At 45.6% G+C, this 21,235-nt stretch carries 14 protein-coding genes; 4 read left to right on the top strand and 10 right to left on the bottom strand.

Annotation, left to right across the window (positions count from 1 at the left end):
* Positions 1 to 8: 8 nt before the first annotated feature.
* Both RH85_RS18895 and RH85_RS18890 read right to left on the bottom strand, forming a co-directional pair.
* Positions 9 to 341: an STAS domain-containing protein gene (locus RH85_RS18895; protein WP_006714328.1), complete on the bottom strand. Its 333-nt coding sequence runs from the start codon at positions 339 to 341 to the stop codon at positions 9 to 11.
* Complete coding sequence (locus RH85_RS18890; RefSeq protein WP_006714327.1) at positions 293 to 1,546, bottom strand: PP2C family protein-serine/threonine phosphatase; 1,254 nt, start codon at positions 1,544 to 1,546, stop codon at positions 293 to 295. Before RH85_RS18890 ends, RH85_RS18895 begins: the two co-directional genes overlap by 49 nt.
* A gap of 237 nt (positions 1,547 to 1,783) precedes the next feature.
* Here RH85_RS18890 and RH85_RS18885 point away from each other — a divergent pair, with 237 nt between their 5' ends.
* Together RH85_RS18885 and RH85_RS18880 are read left to right on the top strand one after the other, a co-directional pair.
* Positions 1,784 to 2,758: a hypothetical protein gene (locus tag RH85_RS18885; protein WP_006714326.1), complete on the top strand. Its 975-nt coding sequence runs from the start codon at positions 1,784 to 1,786 to the stop codon at positions 2,756 to 2,758.
* Between the two features lie 138 nt (positions 2,759 to 2,896).
* On the top strand, positions 2,897 to 7,756 hold the full coding sequence (locus RH85_RS18880) for a beta strand repeat-containing protein (protein WP_006714325.1): 4,860 nt from the start codon (positions 2,897 to 2,899) through the stop codon (positions 7,754 to 7,756).
* A gap of 190 nt (positions 7,757 to 7,946) precedes the next feature.
* Here the strand turns inward: RH85_RS18880 and RH85_RS18875 are convergent, their stop codons facing one another.
* From RH85_RS18875 to RH85_RS18860, 4 genes are all read right to left on the bottom strand, one after another.
* Positions 7,947 to 8,201, bottom strand: a complete 255-nt coding sequence (locus RH85_RS18875) for a hypothetical protein (protein ID WP_006714324.1) — start codon at positions 8,199 to 8,201, stop codon at positions 7,947 to 7,949.
* Positions 8,201 to 9,526, bottom strand: coding sequence for an HlyD family type I secretion periplasmic adaptor subunit (locus RH85_RS18870; RefSeq protein ID WP_006714323.1), 1,326 nt, complete (start codon positions 9,524 to 9,526; stop codon positions 8,201 to 8,203). The genes RH85_RS18875 and RH85_RS18870 overlap by 1 nt, the downstream gene beginning before the upstream one ends.
* A gap of 9 nt (positions 9,527 to 9,535) precedes the next feature.
* The gene (locus tag RH85_RS18865; RefSeq protein ID WP_006714322.1) at positions 9,536 to 11,245 is read right to left on the bottom strand and encodes a type I secretion system permease/ATPase; all 1,710 of its coding nucleotides are present in this window, start codon (positions 11,243 to 11,245) and stop codon (positions 9,536 to 9,538) included.
* Positions 11,246 to 11,311: 66 nt separating this feature from the next.
* A complete protein-coding gene (locus RH85_RS18860) occupies positions 11,312 to 11,947 on the bottom strand; it encodes a hypothetical protein (RefSeq protein WP_006714321.1) in 636 nt (211 codons plus the stop codon).
* Between the two features lie 273 nt (positions 11,948 to 12,220).
* Here RH85_RS18860 and RH85_RS18855 point away from each other — a divergent pair, with 273 nt between their 5' ends.
* Positions 12,221 to 13,741 carry a DUF3131 domain-containing protein gene (locus RH85_RS18855; RefSeq protein WP_006714320.1) on the top strand — a complete coding sequence of 507 codons (1,521 nt, stop codon included), beginning with the start codon at positions 12,221 to 12,223 and terminating at the stop codon, positions 13,739 to 13,741.
* 560 nt (positions 13,742 to 14,301) lie between these two features.
* Here RH85_RS18855 and RH85_RS18850 read toward each other — a convergent pair.
* The 3 genes from RH85_RS18850 to RH85_RS18840 form a co-directional block, all read right to left on the bottom strand.
* Entirely contained in the window at positions 14,302 to 15,966 is a 1,665-nt protein-coding gene (locus RH85_RS18850) for a BCCT family transporter (protein WP_006714318.1), read from the bottom strand.
* A 195-nt stretch (positions 15,967 to 16,161) separates the two neighbouring features.
* A complete protein-coding gene (locus tag RH85_RS18845; protein WP_006714317.1) occupies positions 16,162 to 16,908 on the bottom strand; it encodes a 3'-5' exonuclease in 747 nt (248 codons plus the stop codon).
* On the bottom strand, positions 16,905 to 18,788 hold the full coding sequence (locus tag RH85_RS18840; protein WP_006714316.1) for a DUF294 nucleotidyltransferase-like domain-containing protein: 1,884 nt from the start codon (positions 18,786 to 18,788) through the stop codon (positions 16,905 to 16,907). The genes RH85_RS18845 and RH85_RS18840 overlap by 4 nt, the downstream gene beginning before the upstream one ends.
* A gap of 565 nt (positions 18,789 to 19,353) precedes the next feature.
* On the opposite strand from RH85_RS18840, the gene RH85_RS18835 reads away from it, so the two are divergent.
* Positions 19,354 to 20,742 carry an SLC13 family permease gene (locus RH85_RS18835; protein ID WP_006714315.1) on the top strand — a complete coding sequence of 463 codons (1,389 nt, stop codon included), beginning with the start codon at positions 19,354 to 19,356 and terminating at the stop codon, positions 20,740 to 20,742.
* 91 nt (positions 20,743 to 20,833) lie between these two features.
* Here the strand turns inward: RH85_RS18835 and RH85_RS18830 are convergent.
* A partial coding sequence (locus RH85_RS18830; RefSeq protein WP_006714314.1) for an SDR family oxidoreductase occupies positions 20,834 to 21,235 on the bottom strand: 402 nt, incomplete at its 5' end.

Genomic DNA, 21,235 nt, shown 5'->3' with positions numbered 1-21,235 from the left:
AACCCCTCCTAAACCGCGGTTGTGAGCGCAGCATCAACGCTATCGTAGGTTTTAATCAATCGATCCATGCGAGTTAATTTAAACAAGTCTTGCACTGGCTTTTGCGGGCTAGCAACACTGATTTTTTTGTCTCTCAGTAGTTTGTATACCCCCATAACCGCACCTAGGCCACTGCTATCCATGAACTTCACCGCACCAATATCAAGCACCAAGTGAGGGCTGAGTTCATTCATAACACTTTCGATTTGAGCACGAAACTGAGGCGCTAACTTGGCGTCAAAGCGTTCTTCATTTATTTGAAGAATTGTGCAGTTTCCTTTTTCACTAATCTCATATCGCATTGATTTTCTCCTTCAATAAACCCTTTCCACTCCGCCACTAACACACTGACGTCGTCATCGAAACACTCTTTGTTGCGCCATTCTTGAACCGATCTCACCGCCATTTCAGTTTGCTGTTGAGTTGGGTAGCGGTTCAATTTTTCGATCGTGTCGCGTAAACCATCCTCTGAGAATTGTTCTGAGCCATTATCTGCTTCCGTAATTCCGTCTGAGTAAAACCACACTTTGTCGCCTGGCTCCAACTGGATAATGGAAGATTGATAATCCACATCATCAAATGCGCCAACCACAAAATTATCATGGCCAATTAACTCGGCCTGCCCGTTACTGCCGTGATACCAGACCAAAGGGGGATGGCCAGCGCAGCAGTAGGACATCAGGCCAGTTTGTGTATTTAACACTGCATAAATCATGGTGAAATAGAGCACGCTCGTTTCACCACTCATATAGATTTGATTCAGTTTTTCGACCACCTCTTCCGGCGCGGCAATCTCACTTCCACGAGGGCCTTGTCGCATAACAACCGAAGCGCTGCCCGTTAATACCGACAAGCTCTGCTGCACAGAAAAAGACATGAGAGCGGATGAAACGCCATGTCCTGCAACATCAATCAAGTAGAAAGCAATATGATCAGGGTCGAGCTGCATGTAACCGAGCATGTCGCCGCCAATTTGCGCGCTCGGGATAGAGACGTAACTCAATTCAGCGCATGGGAAAGTTTTTATCTTGGGCAGGATCTGCTTTATCAAATCACCAGCAGAGTCTAGATCGCGCTTGATAGTTTCGTACGCTTGGTCAAGCTCCTGGTTTTTTTCAAGCAGATCGTTGTGCAGTTCTAAGGTGCGAAATCCGGCGCGAATACGCGCTTCAAGTTCTTCTACTGAGGTTTTTTTATCCACAAAGTCATCGGCACCAGCATCAATACCACTGACGATCGATTGTTGATCGTTTTTAGAAGAAAGGAGTACAAAGAAGATATAGCGGCCAAAGTTATGGCTCTTCAGGGTTTGGCAAAGTTCAATTCCGTTCATGCCCGGCATCATCCAATCAGACAGCACAAATTGGATGCCGTCTTGTTGACTGAGCACCTCAAGCGCCTCCTCACCACTGGTCGCGGTGAAGATCTCGTAACCTCGTTTTTTGAGCACCGAACTTATATAGATAAGAATGGTTCGGCTGTCATCCACCAGCAGAATTTTATTCATCCCTAGCCTTTGTTTTTTTATGTTCTGACGTTTATGCGGCTTCCTGCCGCCTTCTATGCACTTATGGCTCTATTGTTTGAGCCTTAAATTCGCAAGCGCTATAACTTTAGGTTAGACTCGATTAGTAGCAATGCAAATAATTTCGTATATTAATCTTTGGCTTAACGAGCTAAGCGCAACGTTAACGTGATGGAAGACGGTATCGTGCAGACAAGGACATATCTACAGCGATTTATCATGATCTCAGGATGGCTTTTTCTCTTTCCTGCTTTGGCTGACGAGTACCTATCCAATACCAGTGCTATTGGTGTAAAACCTTCTCAACATGTCCTTACCACTACCCCAATACAAGTAACACCTAAGCTCAACAACCATAATGCCGAAGAAGAGTTGCAAGAAATTTGGAATGGTGTCTCCAGCTCTTTTGCGTTCCCTTATGAGGATTGGCAGTCGAGAACCTTTCTGCAAGGTTTGAGTGGCAATATTGGTTACCACCATCCGTTAGCTCAGACTGAATCCGCTAATTTACCCGCAGGCGCGACGACAGGACCCAGCAATAACAACACCACCTCGACACTTTCTTTGAAATACACCATTGCCGGGGCATGGTTTGTCTCGGGTACGGCTTATTACTACTGGGACCCCGATCAGCAACAAGCATGGAACCCGGATTTTACCTATGTGTTTGGCTACAGCGACTGGAGGCCCTACACCTTTAGTTTGGTTTATTCCAACTACGGAGGAAATCGCTTTTCACCAGATGATGGCGCAAGAGTAACTGAATTTAATCAAGGCACCTGGGCATTAGGTTGGAAATTTCCCGTGACAGGATTAGTCAAAGATTGGATAAGTTTTACCGAACAAGGCGCCATTGGTTGCCAAGTCGATTTCAATCACACGCCCGAGTATTTCGATCTAAACTCTATTTCCTATAAAAAGAATCACCAAACCCTTAGTCTTGGCTGCAAATATTCTATTTTTGGTAATTGGTACGTGAATGCCACAGCCTTTTACTATTTTGACAGATCACAGCAACAGCCTTGGAACCCTGATTACACCTATGGTTTTGGTTATTTTGACTGGAGACCAGGGACCATTACTTTGCAATATAACAATTATTCTGGGAATCGTTGGCACCCTTCAGAACGTGGTGAAGACACTGGCCGCTTTATCGATGGGTCTATTACACTCGCTTATAGCTTCTCATTTTAACTGCTGATTTTATTCATAAATTAAACTTTCGTGGCAAATATCCCCCCGCCGACTAATCTAGATCTATAACCAAAAATATGAATCTGGTATCACACTTGCAATACCAAGAATTCGAGCTCAATGGCTAGGAGAAGGCTTATGGAAGGCACCAAACATGATGACCTCATCACTGGTACATCAGATGACGATGCGATAAATAGTCGCGCTGGTAATGATGAAATTTCTACTCTCGCCGGTGACGATTTCGTCGCCGCTGGTGAAGGAAGCGACACTATCTCCGCAGGTGACGGCGCAGATACCGTTTTGGGGGATGTAGAATACGCTCTAAACCAAGAACAAACGCCAACCAGCACTGATGATTCTTGGGGAACCTCAACCACTGTCTATGAATTTAGTGCAGGTACAGAAGAACAAGCGACCCACGAAATAAAACTGAGTAATTTCGCCGTCAATCAAGCCGTGCAAACCTCCACCAATGCCGGCGGGTTCACTGAAAACGCCCAAATTACCGTACAAATCACCGACGAACAAGGCAACATCATTGCCACTCAATTAACGACCGCGACTGCGGGTGGAACGGTCAGTGTCGATATTGATATTGCTGAAGCTGATCTGCCAACTGACGGCGCTGTCGTGCTCACTTTCATCGATCAAGATGGCACACCAATCACCTCCATTAGCGACATGGATGTGCAAGTTCGCAACATTTATGACGATACCATCGATGGGGGCGCTGGCGACGACATTCTCAAAGGTCAACAAGGCAACGACACTATTTATGGTGGTTCAGGTAACGATTTTCTCGATGGCGACATCAATAGTGACCAGTTACATGGTGGCCTAGATAGCGACGTATTAATTGGTGGCTCAGGAGACGATGCTCTCTATGGCGATGAAGGCAATGACACCCTACTTGGCTCCGATGGCACGGATACCCTGTACGGAGGTGAAGGTGATGATCTGCTCATGGGAGAGCTGGGCGACGATTACCTTGAGGGAGGTAGCGGTAACGACACTCTAATTGGCGATGATGGTCAAGATACGTTATTGGGTGGCGAAGGAAACGATAAGTTGTTTGGCGGGAAAGGTGCTGATTTACTCCAAGGCAATGCAGGCGACGATGAGATTCACGGCGAACAAGGCGATGACTTTGTACTTGGCGGTGAAGGACAAGATACCATTTACGGTGATGCCGGCGATGACTTACTGCTTGGTGGTGACGGCGATGACACTGTCTCTGGCGGCACAGGCCATGACGTATTAGTCGGTGAACTTGGCGATGATGACCTATCTGGTGGCGATGGCAACGACATTCTCTACGGTGATGTGGGTGACGACACGTTAACTGGTGGTGCAGGCAGCGACCAACTCTTTGGTGGTCAAGGTAATGACACTATTGATGGTGGTGAAGGTGATGACATCATTCACGCCAACGAAGGCGTAGACACCATCACAACCGGAGCGGGCGCCGACCAAGTGTATGCTGGCTCAGGTGATGACCAAATATCAACTGGTGATGGTAATGATACTGTCTTTGGTGAGACTGGTCACAACACGATTGATAGTGGCAGCGGCGATGACACCATCTATACCGACGCCGATGACGATAACATCCAATCGGGTGATGGTAATGACACCCTTTATGCTGGTGATGGACAAAATACGCTGAATACTGGGGCCGGTGATGACCTCCTCTATGCTGGGAGCGGTGCTGATCACATTACGACAGCTTCTGGCCAAGATACTATTTTTGCTGGTGACGGCGACAACACAATCGATGCCGGAACCGAGAACGACACGGTGTATTCAGGCAGTGGTGTTGATAGCGTAACGCTTGGCTCTGGCGATGACAAAGCCTTTACGGGATCTGGTGATGATGTCATCTACGCGGGAACCGGTAATGACCAAGTCTTTGCCGGCGCTGGCAACGATGTTGTGCAAGGTGAACAAGGGAACAACCAACTGTTTGGCGAAGCTGGCAATGACCAATTGAATGCCGGTTTGGAGGCGGGTGAACTGTATGGCGGTTCGGGCCAAGATACGCTGATAGGCTCGCAATTGAACGACAAACTGTATGGAGGCGGTGATGATGACACGATTACCGCTCATGCCGGTGATGACATCATCGAAGGAAACGACGGCGCTGATGCCATCTCTGCAGGCAGCGGTAACGACACCGCTTTTGGTGGTGAAGGTAATGACATCCTACTGGGTGAGCAAGGCAACGATACCCTGATTGGTGACGCTGGTAATGACTCGCTATTTGGCGGTGAAGGCGACGATTTCCTCGTCGGCGGCAAGGGCAACGATATTCTTGATGGTGGTACAGGCCGCAGTGAAATATACGGTGAAGATGGTGATGACACCATTGTGAGTGGTGATGACGCCGACCTACTTTCCGGAGGCTCTGGCAATGACCACATCACTTCTGGATTAGGCGACGATACGATTTTCGCCGGTTCAGGTCGTGACCAAATCGATACTGGTGCGGGTAATGATACTGTCTATGGTGAGTCAGGTGAAAACACCATCACGACAAGCCTCGGCGATGACACCGTTTACGGGGGAAGCGATGCCGATACAGTCACTGCAGGCGACGGTAGCGACCAAATCTATGCCGGTGCGGGCGATGATGATATTGATGCCGGTAGTGGCGATGATGATATTGATGCCGGTAGTGGCGATGACCATATTGATGCGGGAGATGGTACAGACCTTGTCAAAGGTGGTACTGGTAATGATGCCTTATTTGGCGGTGCTGGCAATGATGAACTGATCGGTGGCGAGGGCTACGACTTCATCGCGGGTGGTGCAGGCGATGACGTCATACGTGACGATGGCTACGATACCATTCTTGGGGAACAAGGCAACGATACACTCTATGCCGCGGAAACTGGCAGTCATCAAATGTTTGGTGGTGAAGGCGATGACACGCTTATTGGTAGCGATGTAGCCGATACGCTCTATGGCGGGGCTGATGCTGACACTATCACAAGTGCCGGTGGTGACGACATCTTGTATGCAGGAGACGGTAACGACAATATTGATGCAGGCCTTGGCAACGACACGGTTTATGGCGAAGCCGGCCAAAACACGATAAACCTGGGTGAAGGTCAAGATACTCTGTATGGCGGTTCTGGTAATGACACCGCAACCGGCGGACTTGGTGACGATACGCTTTCTGGTGGCGCTGGCAATGACAACCTCAGTGGTAACCAGGGACAAGATCTCATTGATGCAGGTGAAGGCAATGACACGCTCTCTGGAGGTGACGATAACGACCTTCTGTTTGGCGGCGCGGGTAATGATACTTTGAGCGGTGATGCTGGCGTTGACGAGCTCTATGCTGGTTCAGGAAATGATCATCTATTCGGTGGTGACGGCGACGACAAACTGATTGGGGAAAGTGGCACAAACACCCTTTCTGGTGAATCTGGCGACGATTTACTCCTTGGTGGTAGCGGTGCTGATACCCTGCTGGGCGGGATTGGCGATGACACCATTGAAGACGATTCTGATAACAACATCGTGCAAGGTGGCGATGGACAGGACACCATCAAGTTGAGTGGCGCAAACAACATCGTATCAGGTGACTTAGGTGACGATATTATCGAAGTGAGTGGAGCAGGCTCGAACCAAATTGATGGTGGCGAAGGTGCTGACTCTATCAAAGCTTCTGGAGACAACAATATCGTTGTCGGTGGCCTTGGCGATGACAACATTCAGCTTACAGGTACAGGTTACAATCAGATCGATGGGGGCGATGGTAACGACACAATCACTGCCCAAGGTGGAACCAACCAAATTGACGGCGGATTGGGCAAGGACACGGTAACCGTATCAGGTGGCGACAACACCATTACCGGTGGTGACGGTGACGACAAACTCACAACGGGCTCAGGAACCGATGAACTGCGCGGTGATGCGGGCAAAGACACGCTCAATGCTGGCAGTGGCGCAGATCAACTGTTTGGCGGCGCCGACAACGACAAATTGTACGGCGGTTCAGGGGATGACGTACTCCAAGGCGATGATGGCGACGACTCGCTTTGGGGACAAAATGATCATGACACGCTCACCGGCGGAATCGGCAATGATTACCTATCCGGCGGTTCTGGTCATGACACTTTATATGGTAACGAAGGAAACGACACCCTTCGTGGCGACTCCGGCAATGATACGTTATGGGGCGGAACTGGTAACGATAACCTTTCTGGTGGTGGATCTGCGGACACGCTGTTTGGCGAAGATGGCAATGACACACTATCAGGCAATGGAGGAAACGATATGCTTTATGGCGCACAAGGCGATGACAAACTCACTGGTGGTAGCGGCGAAGACTATGTGTCTGGCGGTGAAGGTAACGATACTCTCAGCGGAAACGACAACGCTGATACCTTAGATGGCGGCGTAGGCAATGACACCTTAGCGGGTGATGCTGGCGACGATACCCTCTATGGCCAAACTGGCGACGATATTCTCAACGGCGGTGAAGGTATTGACCAACTGTTTGGGGGAGCGGGTAACGACCAACTCGTGTTTGACTCCAATGAACTCGAAAGTGGCGAGTCCAACATGGTTCACTTCAGTGGTGGTGCCGATTTTGATGTGTTACTTGTGGGCGATGATAACCAGAGTCAAATGATCGACATGAGCCACAATACTTTCCAAGAACTCGAAGGTATCAGCATTAACTCCAGTGATACCGAACTCTCACTTGCACTCGATAAAATCGCCGCAAACCACACCGCAGGTGAAACCTCTGGGCAGTTTGTTTGTACCGGAGCAAGTAGCATTGACTTGTCTGGTTGGGGCTGGACGCTAACCGAAAGTCACGTTGAAATGAGTGACTCGATAGAAAGTATCTACCAAGCTAGCGACATCGACACGGGCTCTCTATACGGCTACCGTTTTGAAAACGATGCAGGGCAAGAAGTTGTTATCTGGAGCGATTTAGACAGCCACGATATTAACTTCCCTGATTCAAGTGACGTTTAACCACGCATTCAAAAGTTCACACCACTGCTTGGCCCACGTTTGTGGGCCTTTTTTGGCCTTGTATTATTTACGGCTAGTCAGCCCTTACCCCCTAACAATACTGGTTGTAACATGACTACACAAACAGAGGCTAGATAAAATAAAAGCGGCCCAGTGGCCGCCCTGCTATTTTAGAGTCGGAATAAAGAAGCTATACCAACTGTCGATAGCATTTCTGTTCACAGTGAGGACAATGATAAGCATGACGGTCTACTTTAGCCGAACAATGCGGACAGCGGCCATGGCGCCTATCTTGACTCAGCAGCATCAAAATAAGGCCAACAGGGCCTAGAACGTAGCCCAGTAAGACCCCAGCAACGGTATTCTTTTTGTGGTACCCAACAAGTGCAGTCGCAAGCATAAAAAAGCCATAGAAACACAACCAAAACATCATTTCTTGGGTCATTAGACTTCCCTCATTGCTTTTTGTAAGCCATTTAAAATCGGGCTAACAAGATAATCCCATAACGTACGTTCCTCGCCGAGGATCAACACTTCAGTTAACATTCCCGGATACAGATCCACACCATGGTTTTCAACTAAATTCGCGACTGAGGAAGACTCAAAACGGATCGTGACAAGATACCCTTGCGTTGCATCATTGCTGTCACCACCTTGCAGCACTCTATCGGCTGAAACGTGTAACACCTCCCCCATCACTGGCGGAGTATTTCGAGCACTATAAGCGGTCAAACGCACACGGGCATCAAGCCCCGGCCTTACCACATCAATATCTTTAGGTGAAACAATCGCCTCAACGATCAATTCATCACTATCAGGGACGATCTCCATCAACACTTGGCCTGGCTTAATGACGCCACCAATATTGGCGATATTCATACCGACCACTTTGCCATCAAATTCACTGCGAATTAGAATCCGTTCACGAATATCTAACGCTGTTTTGATCAATTGCTGCACATCCCTCAACTCGTCATTGACACCCTTCAGTTGAAATGAATACTCACGCTTAAGCTCGAGCAACTGATTTTGATGGGCTTGATGCAGCGCCTCTAATTCTCTACCTGCCAAGTCTATGGTCAGACTAATTTCGGCCAACTCCGCTTCAACTCGTGCTTGATGACGCAATAATTCCAACATACGAGTTTTAGAGACGTAACCCTTATCAACCAATCCTTTGGTCATCGCCACTTCTTGTTGCACGAGATCGCCTTGGGTGACAATGGCTCTTTTTTGAAATTGGTTGCCCTTAATTTTTTCATTATATAGCGCAATTCTTTGCTGATACTGCCCTTCCAATAATTGCCGTCTTAACTGCGCTTGCTCAAACTGAACCATCTCACTCCGTAAGAGTGCAGCAATGATCAGTTCATCTTGCTCTGCAGTCAGCGTCTCTGACCACACGATTTCACTTTGATTGCTCGTGAGTGCATTTAGGCGAGCTTGCTGGGCGAGTAAAGAATAACTGCGGTATAGATAACGCCGATATTCCGCCTCCGCTTTCGTATCAGAGAGTTCGATCAACGGTTGACTAACGGTGACTTGTTGCCCTTCTTTAACAAAGACCTTCTTAACCCAGCCTCCTTGCAAGTGTTGAATTTGTTTACGCTTACTCTCAACAACTAAGCTTCCCGGAGCCACCGAAGCCGAGCTCAATGGCATACTCATCGACCAGACTAAAAAACCACCTACGGTTACCAATAGAATGCTTAAACCAATGAGGATAAGTTTGCGTGTACTGAACATCTCTTGCGGCACAATATGATTCATAACGCCCCCTTAAGCCGTCTTGCTGGTTTTGTTTTCAACCAATTCCGGCTCAACATGCAGCCCAAGAAATTGCTCACATGTTCCCGCTTTTTCTACCTTGCCATCCTTGAGTTTAATTACCCAATCCATTTGGCGTAAAAAACCCGGGCGGTGACTTATCATGACCACCGTGATTTGGTGCTCTTTACAATGTTGCAAAACGATCGCTAAGGCCGTTTCTCCCTCAGGATCAAGATTGGAATTGGGTTCATCAAGTACCAAGACGCGTGGATTTGAGTAGATAGCTCTTGCTAAGCCAATCCGTTGCTTTTGCCCACCTGAAAGTAAAACGCCCCCTTCGCCAATATAGGTTTCGTACCCTTCTGGTAAGGACATAATAATTTCATGGATACAGGCCAATTTAGCCGCACGTATCACGGCTTCATCATCACCGTCCGTAAAACGACAGATATTCTGTTTAACCGTACCAGCAAGCAAACCGACGTGCTGTGGTAAATAACCGATGTATTGCCCAAATTGATTCAGGTTCCACTTTTCTATACTGGCGCCATCAATCAAGATCTCCCCCATACTCGGTTGCTGGATTCCCATCAACAAGCCCGCGAGTGTTGATTTGCCAGAACCTGAATTGCCCATGACCGCCAGTGCATTACCCGCACCTAACTTAAAGCTGATACCTTGAATCGTCGGTTTACGAGCATTAGCAAATTTCAAACTAACGTTACTAAATTGAATGTCTCCTTTGGGCTCAGGTAAAAGAATTTTTTTCTCTGCCGTAGTATTCGTTACGGTTTGATTTAAGCTTTGCCAAGCTTTAAAAGCGCTATACCAGGATTTCCAACCACTCACCGCACTCTCAAATGGGCTTAATACTCGCCCAATCAAAATGGAGCTTGCAATCACAGCACCAATGCCTATTTGTTGTTGCAGTGCAAGATAGACACCGCAAGTTAACACTGCCACTTGCAGTAAGGTTCGAAAATATCGGCTAATGGCCAGTAATAGACCCACGCGAGAATTAACCAACCATTGGAGTTGCAATACACTAGCATTGGTTTTTTGCCACGCGTTACCGACATTCTCACTCATGCCCATCGCTTTTAATGTTGGTGCGTTTCTTAAGTAATCATTGAGCTCCATGCTCACTTGAGCGGTTGTTTGTTGCGCTTGGGCACTGATTTTCCGCCCCCCTAGCATCATCACCGCAGCAAGGCCTGCAAATACAAGAGCACCCACTAATGCGACACTGCCGATGTAGGGATGAAATGCAAATAGCAATAATAAGAACAATGGGGTGAAAGGGAGATCCAGAATGGAAGAGGTGGATGGTGAGACCAAAAAATTACGCAGCGTCGTCAGGTTTTGTAAGGCGTTCTTTTCAATTCGATTGCTTTTAGATGATTCGGAGATGCTTTTCGCCAACAATTCACCGCTTAATTGCGTATCTAATTTTAATGCAGAACGCTGCATTAACAGTGTTCGCACATATTCCAACAACGCTTGCGATGAAACGAGAAAAACCGTGATGGCTAATAAGGCAAACATGGTTTCGAGGCTCGCGCTCCCCATTACCCTATCAAACAATTGTAAGCTGTAAATAGGCACAGCCAATACCAACAAATTCACACCTAGACTGAAGGCGATCGCGGCCCAAATCTCCTTACGAACCGTATCGAAAGGATTTTTCGATAGCCGATCCCGCGCTAAATCTAAACTCATAGCCTAACCAACGTTGTTGCATATAATTATAAAAATAAGTATAGACGCTGTTTTACGAATCGCAGGCTAAGCTAATTGATATCTTTGACTAATTTCATACCCCGTCGCTAAATGCCGATGACTTTCTTTAATTACCCAGTTGATAGGATTCCGCACCCAAGGCTGGGGATCATTCGCGGGAAAGCCATGGGCCACTCTTAGCGCGACAACCTCTAGGCCGAGCGCATTGCATGTTTCGATACAGCGTTTCGCATGCCACGCTTGTGCCAATACCACCACCTTATGACCACCTTGTTGCTGATGCGCTTGCTTAGCGACATCAAGCGTCGTTTGATACGCAGTATTGGCGATTGGGACATTAGGCAAACAAGAGGCATGTAGTGCAATTTCTTGCTGAAGATAGAGAGCAAGTTGAGGTTTATTCTGATGAACAATCTTTGCCAATTGTGCCAAATCGTGATTAATCGTGTCACTGTCACCAAATGAAAAACCCAGTACAAAATCAGCCTGATCGAGTTGCCCATAATCTTGCAAAAACAACGGCTGCTGTGACACATAGTCAAACACTCGCCTTTTAGCATCAGAGCCTAAAGCATAATCAGGATGGCTATAAATAAAGAATGATTCAGAGAGGGAATCACAAACATTGATTTGGCCGTCGGCAAAACCCAGCGTTTGAACAAATTGGCAGAAATGTCGCATAACAGTATTTCCTAACTAAACTTAAATCCATTTAGCCAGCACTGTCCGTTGTCATAAATTAAAGTACAAATTTAAGGTGTGTCGGATAACTTCGGCGTATCTCGATCCTTTATAGTGTAACAAGCTCTGGTTATGAAACTCAAGTTTACTGTTGTTTTTTTGAGCAAGCATTAATCATGTTCAATCCCCTCTTTTTTTCGCTCTCACTAGCGTATAGCAAATCTTGTATTATCATTACCTTAGGTAGATATTGCGAATGGAATTGCATAATACGTGAAAACACCCTTTTGGTTGATGCTTTTAACACTGAGCATTGCTTTACCTGCACTAAGCGATGTTAGTGATGAGATGGAAATAGAAGAAGTGAGCTTCTATGGCCAGCGCAGCGTATCGCACTCTTCTTCGGCCAAAGCAAAAGAAACCACGTTTCACCGCAGAGTGATCGCACCACCGATAAGTGATGAGTCAGTGCTTAGCGAAACCTCAAAGAACATATTGAATCCACCAAACTCGACGAAACATAACGCTACGCTAACCCATGACACCGCAACAAAAACGGCTTCATTACACCCAGATATGAATGGAATCGACCAACATCATCATTTTACTCCCCGCTACCAGTTGACTCGAAATGAGCGACTGCTAACCAAAAAAGCCCAATATTATTTAGAACGAAATCGCAACAAATCAACCGGGCTATGGGACTCTGTTCAAGGTTACACTCACTCCACCATGTGGGATGTCGCCAGTGGTATCGCAGGCACACTCGCGCTTGAAGCACTTAACTTGAAATCAAAGGAACAAACGCACCTTGAGCTTGGCAAAACATTAACCACTTTACGTCAAATGCCGCTTTATAAAGGCTGGCTGCCTAATCGTGAATACAGCACCAAAACAGGAATGCCATCGGGACGGCTGAGCTCCACGCCAAGCAATGGTAACGGTTGGTCAGCGCTTGACATTGGACGTCTACTAATCTGGTTAAAAATACTCAGTCAGCAACATCCTGAACTAGAGGAAGAGATCCTCGATCTTCTTAGCTATTGGGAACTCAACAAAGCGATACATAAAGGTACCCTGTACGGTACCAAGTTATATAACGGCAAAGAATATTATCGCCAAGAGGGCCGCCACGGTTATTTACAGTACGCGGCAACAGGCTTTCAATTATTTGGCTATAAGGTCCCTCTACCAGATATTAATGACTATATATCTTCTATTGAAATATCTGGAACGACACTCGATATTGACAATCGCAATGTTCCTTTTATGACGAGTGACCCTTATGTGCTCGCCAGCTTAGAGTTTGGCCAGCATGATAGTTGGAATCAAATTAGTTCGATCTACTCCCTACATAAACAACACTCTAAAAAGGAAAATAAGCTCTTTAGCTATGCTGAAGACGCAATGAATAAAAACCCTTGGTTTGCTTATAATAATTTGTTTTATTATGGAAAATCTTGGACTAGTGTCAGTCCCGGAGGAAAAGTGATAGAAAACCCTCAAATCCTAAGCCACAAAGTTGCGTTTGGATTCAGCGTTATTTTTGATGATGTATTTAGCCAACAACTCTATCAGGCCGTACTTAGCAATAGCCTGCAAGCTCGCAGTATCCCAACGGGACAGTATGAAAATGGCGGTACTAATACGGCGTTTAACATCAATACCAATTCGCTGATCCTTGTGGCGCTATGGTATAAACAAAATGGTAAACAACCGCTACTTCATCCAACGATAGATGACCTAAAGCATCAAGAAATCTCGAAAAATGAAGCTGAATTACAGCAAGACTAAAACTCGAACACACGAATAATGACTCTCCAACGCGCACTGATCCAATTTCAATCTGCTTAAAGCAATTTTTCATCTCCATTGAATTATTCTCTTTAGTTAATAAATCAACATTAGGTTGCTTGCTGTTAATTCCCGCTATCACCTTAGCTCTACACGTTTAGAGTTATATATCTAAAACATGCCATTTGGTATTAATTATTTTTTGACGCTCTAATACTTTCGTCAAATTAACGTCACTATTTGAACTTTGTATAATATTGATAGATACATTTGTTACATCTATATGTGAATTACTCCACCCTTATATTTTTTCCATCAACAAAATAAAACCAAATCGATTTTGCCAATTTACATCTAACCCATTCGATAGTACTTTTTACCTAGAACAAAAAGAAACCTTCGTTTGCCCCTGGAATTCCAAGCTTTTTTGCTGACAGTTTGGAGAAAAAAGAGTCGCTTTTGCGGCTCTTTTTTTATTTTGAATGTTAGTTTCAACAAATAAAAAAACGGCATACTCTCGTATGCCGTTTTTCGTTGTACTGATTAGCAAGTCAAACTAACTAAGCTGTCGCTTTCTTATTTTTTTTGATTTTAGGTCGAGGTTCATCCATCAAACCTTTCACCAAAGAAACCGATGCAACCAATAGAACAAGCGTGAATGGTAAACCTGTTGTTACCGCCATCGCTTGCGCCGCAGCCAAGCCACCGCCAAGTAATAGCGCGATCGCAACTAAACCTTCAAATGTACACCAGAATACACGTTGAGGTGTCGGAGCGTCCACTTTACCGCCTGCCGCAATAGTATCGATAACCAGTGAACCAGAGTCCGCAGAAGTAATGAAGAACACCACAATCAAAATGATACCAACGATAGAAGTGATCTCAGCAAATGGCATCACATCTAACATCGCAAACAATTTTAATGGTAGGTCAGCATTAAATACCGCTTGGTAACCGTCATTAACGTATTGGCTAATCGCAGTGCCACCGAAGGCTGTCATCCACAATACACACACTGTTGATGGGATCAGAATAACGCAGACGATGAATTCACGAACAGAACGACCACGAGAAACACGTGCGATAAACATACCAACGAATGGGGACCATGAAATCCACCATGCCCAGTAGAACGCAGTCCAACCTTGTGAGTAATTCACGTCTTCACGGCCAAACGGCATCGAAAGCGCAGTAATGTTCGACAAGTAAGCGCCGATGTTTTCAAAGAAACCGGTGAAGATCGCTAGCGTTGGACCAACAACAATCACGAACAGCAATAGAACTGCCGCAACGCCCATGTTGATCTCAGAAAGACGCTTAACGCCACTATCAAGACCCGCAACAACTGACACCAATGCCAATGCCGTAATGATCACAATCAAAATGATTTGCGTCGTATCGTTCATTGGAATACCGAACAAGTAGTTCAAACCAGTAGCCGCTTGCGATGCGCCATAACCCAATGACGTAGCAAGACCAAATACCGTCGCAACAACCGCCAGAATATCAATCACGTGGCCTGTCCAACCCCAAATACGCTCGCCAAACAGCGGGTAGAAGATTGAACGCATGGTCAATGGTAGACCTTTGTTGAACGAGAAGATCGCTAGACCAAGAGCCAGCAACGCGTAGATTGACCATGGGTGCAATGCCCAGTGGTAAATCGTGGCTGCCATACCCAGAGCTGAAGCCGCCTCGGTGTCACCAATCGCAGCACCCAAAGGAGCCCAGTCAGTACGTACGCCATTTTCAACCGTAACGCCATTAAGCGCCGCGCTGAAGTGAGACATTGGCTCAGATACACCAAAGAACACCAGGCCGATACCCATACCGGCAGCAAATAGCATTGCTAACCAACCCGTATAGCTATAATCCGGTGTTGCTTCTGTACCACCAATTCTTACGCGACCAAGCGGAGTAAAAATAAGGATCAGACAGACGACAACAAAAAAGTTACCTGAAGCTAGGAAAAACCAATCTAAGTTTGAGACTAGCCATCCACGCAATCCGGCGAAAAATGGTTCAACTTGCTGTCTAAAGGAAAGTGTTAGTACAACGAACAGGATGATGGACATCCCAGAAATCGCAAAAACACGGTTATGAATATCAAGGCCAAATGGGCCTACTTTTAAAGCAACGTTATCTTGACCAATTTGGTAATCAGTATCGATTGCGTTTACCTTGCCGTCAGGACGTTGAATCCCGCCATTGTTTTCTGTGCTCACGAATTATCTCCTTAAAAACGTGACCATTTATTAAAATTCTTCTTTCGTAATCATTAAGAGTGAAAGGTAATTTCAAATCCAATCGCTCAATTTTTCACTATTGAGCATTTCCTTAACTAATCGAAAGGATGAAGGATCATAATCTTAAAACCACCTCGATTACACTTATTTTTTACCAATAAAGAACATTTTTTCCTATAACCACACTTCTGACAGCGGGGTCTCTGGTGAAAAATAATACTGAAATTGCGCCTGTAATAGTTCCGCCGTGGCCAGTGCATCTGTTAACGCATGATGAGGTTGATAAGCAGGTAATCCGTATCGCTCTCGAGACTGACCAAGCCTTACGGAACCTGGCTTCTTACGCTTTAGCCAATTGACAAAACCGCGGCACTGTTCACGTTGAATCGCGTACTCAATATCCAACGTATCAACGACCGGAAACTCAATCCCTTCGCCGATACATTCCACCAGCGCTTGATAGAAAAATTGCCGCTCAATATTTTTGTAATGAACAACGACAATTTTACCGGCCAGAGCCTTTAACACCTCTTCCAGTATTTCTTCCAACTGAGGAGCCGCTTTCACTTCCGTGTCTGTAATGCCATGAATCACGACCGACTCTTCATTGAGTTCTCGGTTTGGATTCACCACCCAATGTGCTGATTGTTTGCACGCAACGCGAGTCATAGTAAATGGCACTAAACCGATAGTAAGAATGGCATCTTGCTGCGCATTTAAACCTGTCGTTTCGAAATCCAAGGCAACAAACTGCACATCTTTTAGCGGTGTGGAGGCCTCGGCAAGAGGCTCCGAATAGTAGGCTTTTAAACGTGAATCTTTTGCCTGCGACCCAAGTTGTTCAAAGTAAACTGGCCAATCGGGTGTGCTCGATGTATCAAGCAAGCTCGAACTGTTTTTATCATTCAACAAAGCGATCATTTGCTGCTTCTCTGATAACGAAACTTGATGTAATTCTGCGCATTACTCAAAATTTGGAACGCGGCCTTTAGATTTCGGCGTTCAAATTCTGACATATGCTCAGGCTCAATATTGTTATCTGGATCGTCTTGATTTTCGATGTCCAATGCTTGGTGACGAATACGCACCATATAGATCAATTCCATCGCATCTTTCAAATCCATGCCCCTGCCTTTTGGCAGAATGCCCGCATTATTAATGTCATCAAGTCGATCAAATGAGTTTTGGGAACGAGATCCAACCGCCAGTGCGTGAACGCGAATCAAGTCGGCCATTGGCGCCGTACCGCGACGTTTTAGGTTGATCGAATTACGATGGCGACCATCCTTCTCCATGACAAAATCTTTAAAGAAACCGAGCGGCGGCGTGCGGCTGATGGCGTTATAAGCCATACACGCTAAGAAGCGATTATTACGCTTGGCACGGCGAACAATAAAACTCTGCAGTTGTTCTGCCCATTTAACTCTTCCACACACACCCAGCAGATCAAAAAAGATTGAGCTATTTAATAGACGCTCTGGCGTTGGGTGGTCGATCCAATTCGCAAAACACTCTTCCCATTCCGAACGAGTTTTACGCCACTCCGGATTCGTTGCCATGATGTCGCCGGTACAATAGCTGTAGCCGCAAGCTGCGAGTCCATCACATATGAATTTAGAGAACTGGGCGAAATACTCACCATGCATCGCTTCATCGTAGCTATTGTCTAAAATGATGGCGTTATCTTGATCGGTCACAATAAGCTGTTCATCACGCGCCATTGAACCCATCGCCAATAAACAATAAGGGATAGGAGCTGGACCTAACTCCATTTCTGCCATTTCAGCTAAACGTTGTTTAAAGCTACTACCAATCACCGACATTGCGCGGCCGACCATATGCGCGTTGGCATCTTCATTGACCATGCGAACAAAACAATCTTTCACTTGCGCCGCGACCAATTGCAGATCTTCAACCGTTGTTTGCTGGAAAATAGAACTCACCAACAGCAGGCTGTTTTGTGACTCATGGCGGACGATATCCGTCATTCCAATCACACCGATTGGTTTCTTATCTTTTAAAATTGGTAGATGGTGCACGTTATAGCGCAACATGGTGAGCATTGCTTCAAACACATAAGCGTTATAGCCAAGTGATACCACATCCGTGGTCATCACTTCACTAACGGTCAAGTTGGTGTCGATACCTTGTGAGATAACACGAATACACAAATCACGATCGGTCAAAATACCCATCAGTTGATCTTCGTCTTCATCCTCGGAGCACTCTTCCGCAGGCTTAACAATCAGCAACGCGGTGACATTTTCTTCGGCCATGACATTGGCCGCTTGCTGAATCGTCGCGCTAGCTTCTAGAGTAATAGGTTCTCGGTTAAGTATTTTGCGTGCTTTTGCCGTGGTAAAATCATTGCCTTCGGAATGGTTTGAAACCGCTGTGCGTAAGCGAGCGCTATCTTCCAATTCCATAAAATCAGCAAAGTTTTCAAATTCGTCACACAGCTGAGTAAAAATGGCTTCAGGGATACAGTAGAGTAATGTATCAGCCGTCGCCTTCGCAGGCATACGGACACGGTTGTTCATTAACAAACCCATCTGACCAAATAACCCGCCAGTAGCAAAACGATTGTATAGCTCACCTTTACGACGGTAGATTTCGACCACACCGCTGCGAATTATGTATAGGTCACGGATGTCATCGCCGACTTTGAGGATGTCACTCCCCTCACGGAAATAGGTGACTTCAACATTTAAGGCAATATTTCTTAGGTGTTCTTCTGGCAGATCGTCAAAAGGAGGGTGTTGGCTAATGAAATTGAGTACTTCTAATTGCTCGGCTTCCATTCCTTGCCTCATATTTAGCTTAAATTCCTGCGATAAATAGCACCAAGAATAAAAATTGGCAATACAAATATACCTAACGATTACATATTGAACACATTTAGTATTCAAATTAACCGCATAACGCACAGTTTTCATATTTCATGAACTTGTATGCAAAATATTATTCGCCATCATCAGTTCATAAATAAGAGCCATACCATTAATAGCCCGTTTGATTTCTTCTTTTTCCTTTTCCTGCAAGCAATGAGTATTAATCACAAATCAGAATAAGTCCAATAAGTTCAATTACTTATAATGAGAACAGGATAAATAGTTCGTCACAAGGCAAAAACGTTTTTGCATAAATAAGAATAACGTTTATTGAGCGACTCAAACCAAAGTCAACACCTTGCTTAGCAACATTAATCATAACAACAAATAATTTAATTTGATTATCATTTGCAACTCAATTTTGTAACCATTTAACTTGATGGGTTTAACATTTCATTAAACAACCATTTTTTACATGGTTATTTTGCTGCCATTATCTCGCCTGCCGAATGGCATCAAAAGGAAGATAAATATAATGAATAAAAATGATAGTGTCCCTCTACCTACCAATACCCGTGAGTGGTTAATCAACCGAAACAGTATGATCATATTGGCTGACATCGTATTGTTTGCCGTGTTGTACTTTACACTGCCAATGGAACCAAACGTTGTTCTCGGTATTTGCATGTTGGTCTTCATCGCCATTTTGTGGCTGACTGAAGCCCTGCACGTCACCGTAACAGCAATTTTGGTTCCTCTCATGGCAGTACTGTTTGGTGTATTTAATACTCAAACCGCACTCAACAATTTTGCAAACTCCATCATCTTTTTGTTCTTAGGGGGCTTTGCTCTAGCCGCCGCAATGAACCGACAAGGCTTGGATAAAGTCATTGCCGATAAAGTGCTGACGATTGCCAAAGGAAAAATGAGTGTCGCCGTTTTCATGCTGTTTGGCGTAACCGCAGTGTTATCAATGTGGATCAGTAACACGGCGACTACAGCGATGATGTTACCTCTCGCCTTAGGGATTTTGAGCAAAGTAAACCAAGAAAGTGGCCATAAAACTCATGTATTTGTGTTACTGGGCATCGCTTATAGTGCCAGTATTGGCGGTATGGCAACGATCGTGGGCAGCCCACCTAACGCCATCGCGGCAGCAGAAGTTGGATTAACGTTTACGGAATGGATGAGTTACGGACTACCGATCGCTTCGGTTATATTACCGTTAGCGATTATTGTGCTCTACGGCCTTCTAAAGCCAGAACTTACTGGAGACTTTGAGCTCAACCATACCGCTGTCGATTGGGATAAAGGCAAGATCGTCACGCTCGCAATCTTTGCAACTACCGTTATTTTCTGGATATTCAGTAAACCGATTAATGGCATGTTAGGAGGCTTTGCGCAGTTTGATACTATCATTGCGTTAGGGGCTATTATTGCCGTAAGTTTCTGTCGGGTCGTTCACTGGAAGGATATTGAAAAAACGGCTGATTGGGGCGTTCTGTTACTATTCGGTGGCGGTATCTGTTTAAGTAACGTATTAAAAGCTACCGGTACCAGCGAATTTCTTGCCAATGGGTTAAGCGTTATCGTGGCTGATTTAGGTCTCGTCTTAGTGTTGATCCTGATTGCTAGCTTTGTCGTGTTCGTAACGGAATTTGTCAGCAACACAGCACTTGCTGCGCTATTCATCCCTCTATTTGCGACGGTTGCTGAAGCCTTTGGACTATCACCTATTATTTTATCGGTCTTAATTGCGCTTGCAGCTTCATGTGCGTTTATGATGCCGGTGGCCACCCCTCCAAATGCCATTGTATTTGGCACTGGTATGGTCAAACAAAGTGAGATGATGCGAGTTGGCTTCATCCTTAACTTGGTTTGTGTTGGCGCTTTAACACTGATTGCCTTAGTGTTTTGGTCTTAACGCGACGCTGATTAAATAATAATGTTAGAGGTAGAAGAGCCACAGCTCGTGGTTCTTTTACTTTCATGCTCCAATACCTCTGCATGAACGATTACAACACCAAACCACCATCGATTTTGAGTACCTGCCCGGTAATGAAGCTTGATTTATCACTGGCTAAGAATTCAATGCCATCGGCAATGTCATCTACTGATGCCATTCGACCTAAAGGCGTTTTTTCTCTCATCATTGACAGCACTTTTTCAGGTAAGTTAGCCGTCATCGGTGTTTCAACAAAACCCGGCGCCACGCAATTCGCTCTCACTTGTTCACCATGACGGGAGAATTCTTTCGCCCACCCTTTGGTCATCGCAATCACCCCGCCCTTGGTCGCGGCATAATTACTTTGGCCAATATTGCCATCCGTGCCCACCACTGATGACATAGTCACGATAGAGCCATAACCATTTACCATCATAATCGGCGCAACCGCCTGCGTTAAATTGAAGACCCC

This window comes from Vibrio ichthyoenteri ATCC 700023 (assembly GCF_000222605.1).
GTDB lineage: Bacteria > Pseudomonadota > Gammaproteobacteria > Enterobacterales > Vibrionaceae > Vibrio > Vibrio ichthyoenteri.
This window is presented reverse-complemented; position numbering and strand designations above follow the sequence as displayed.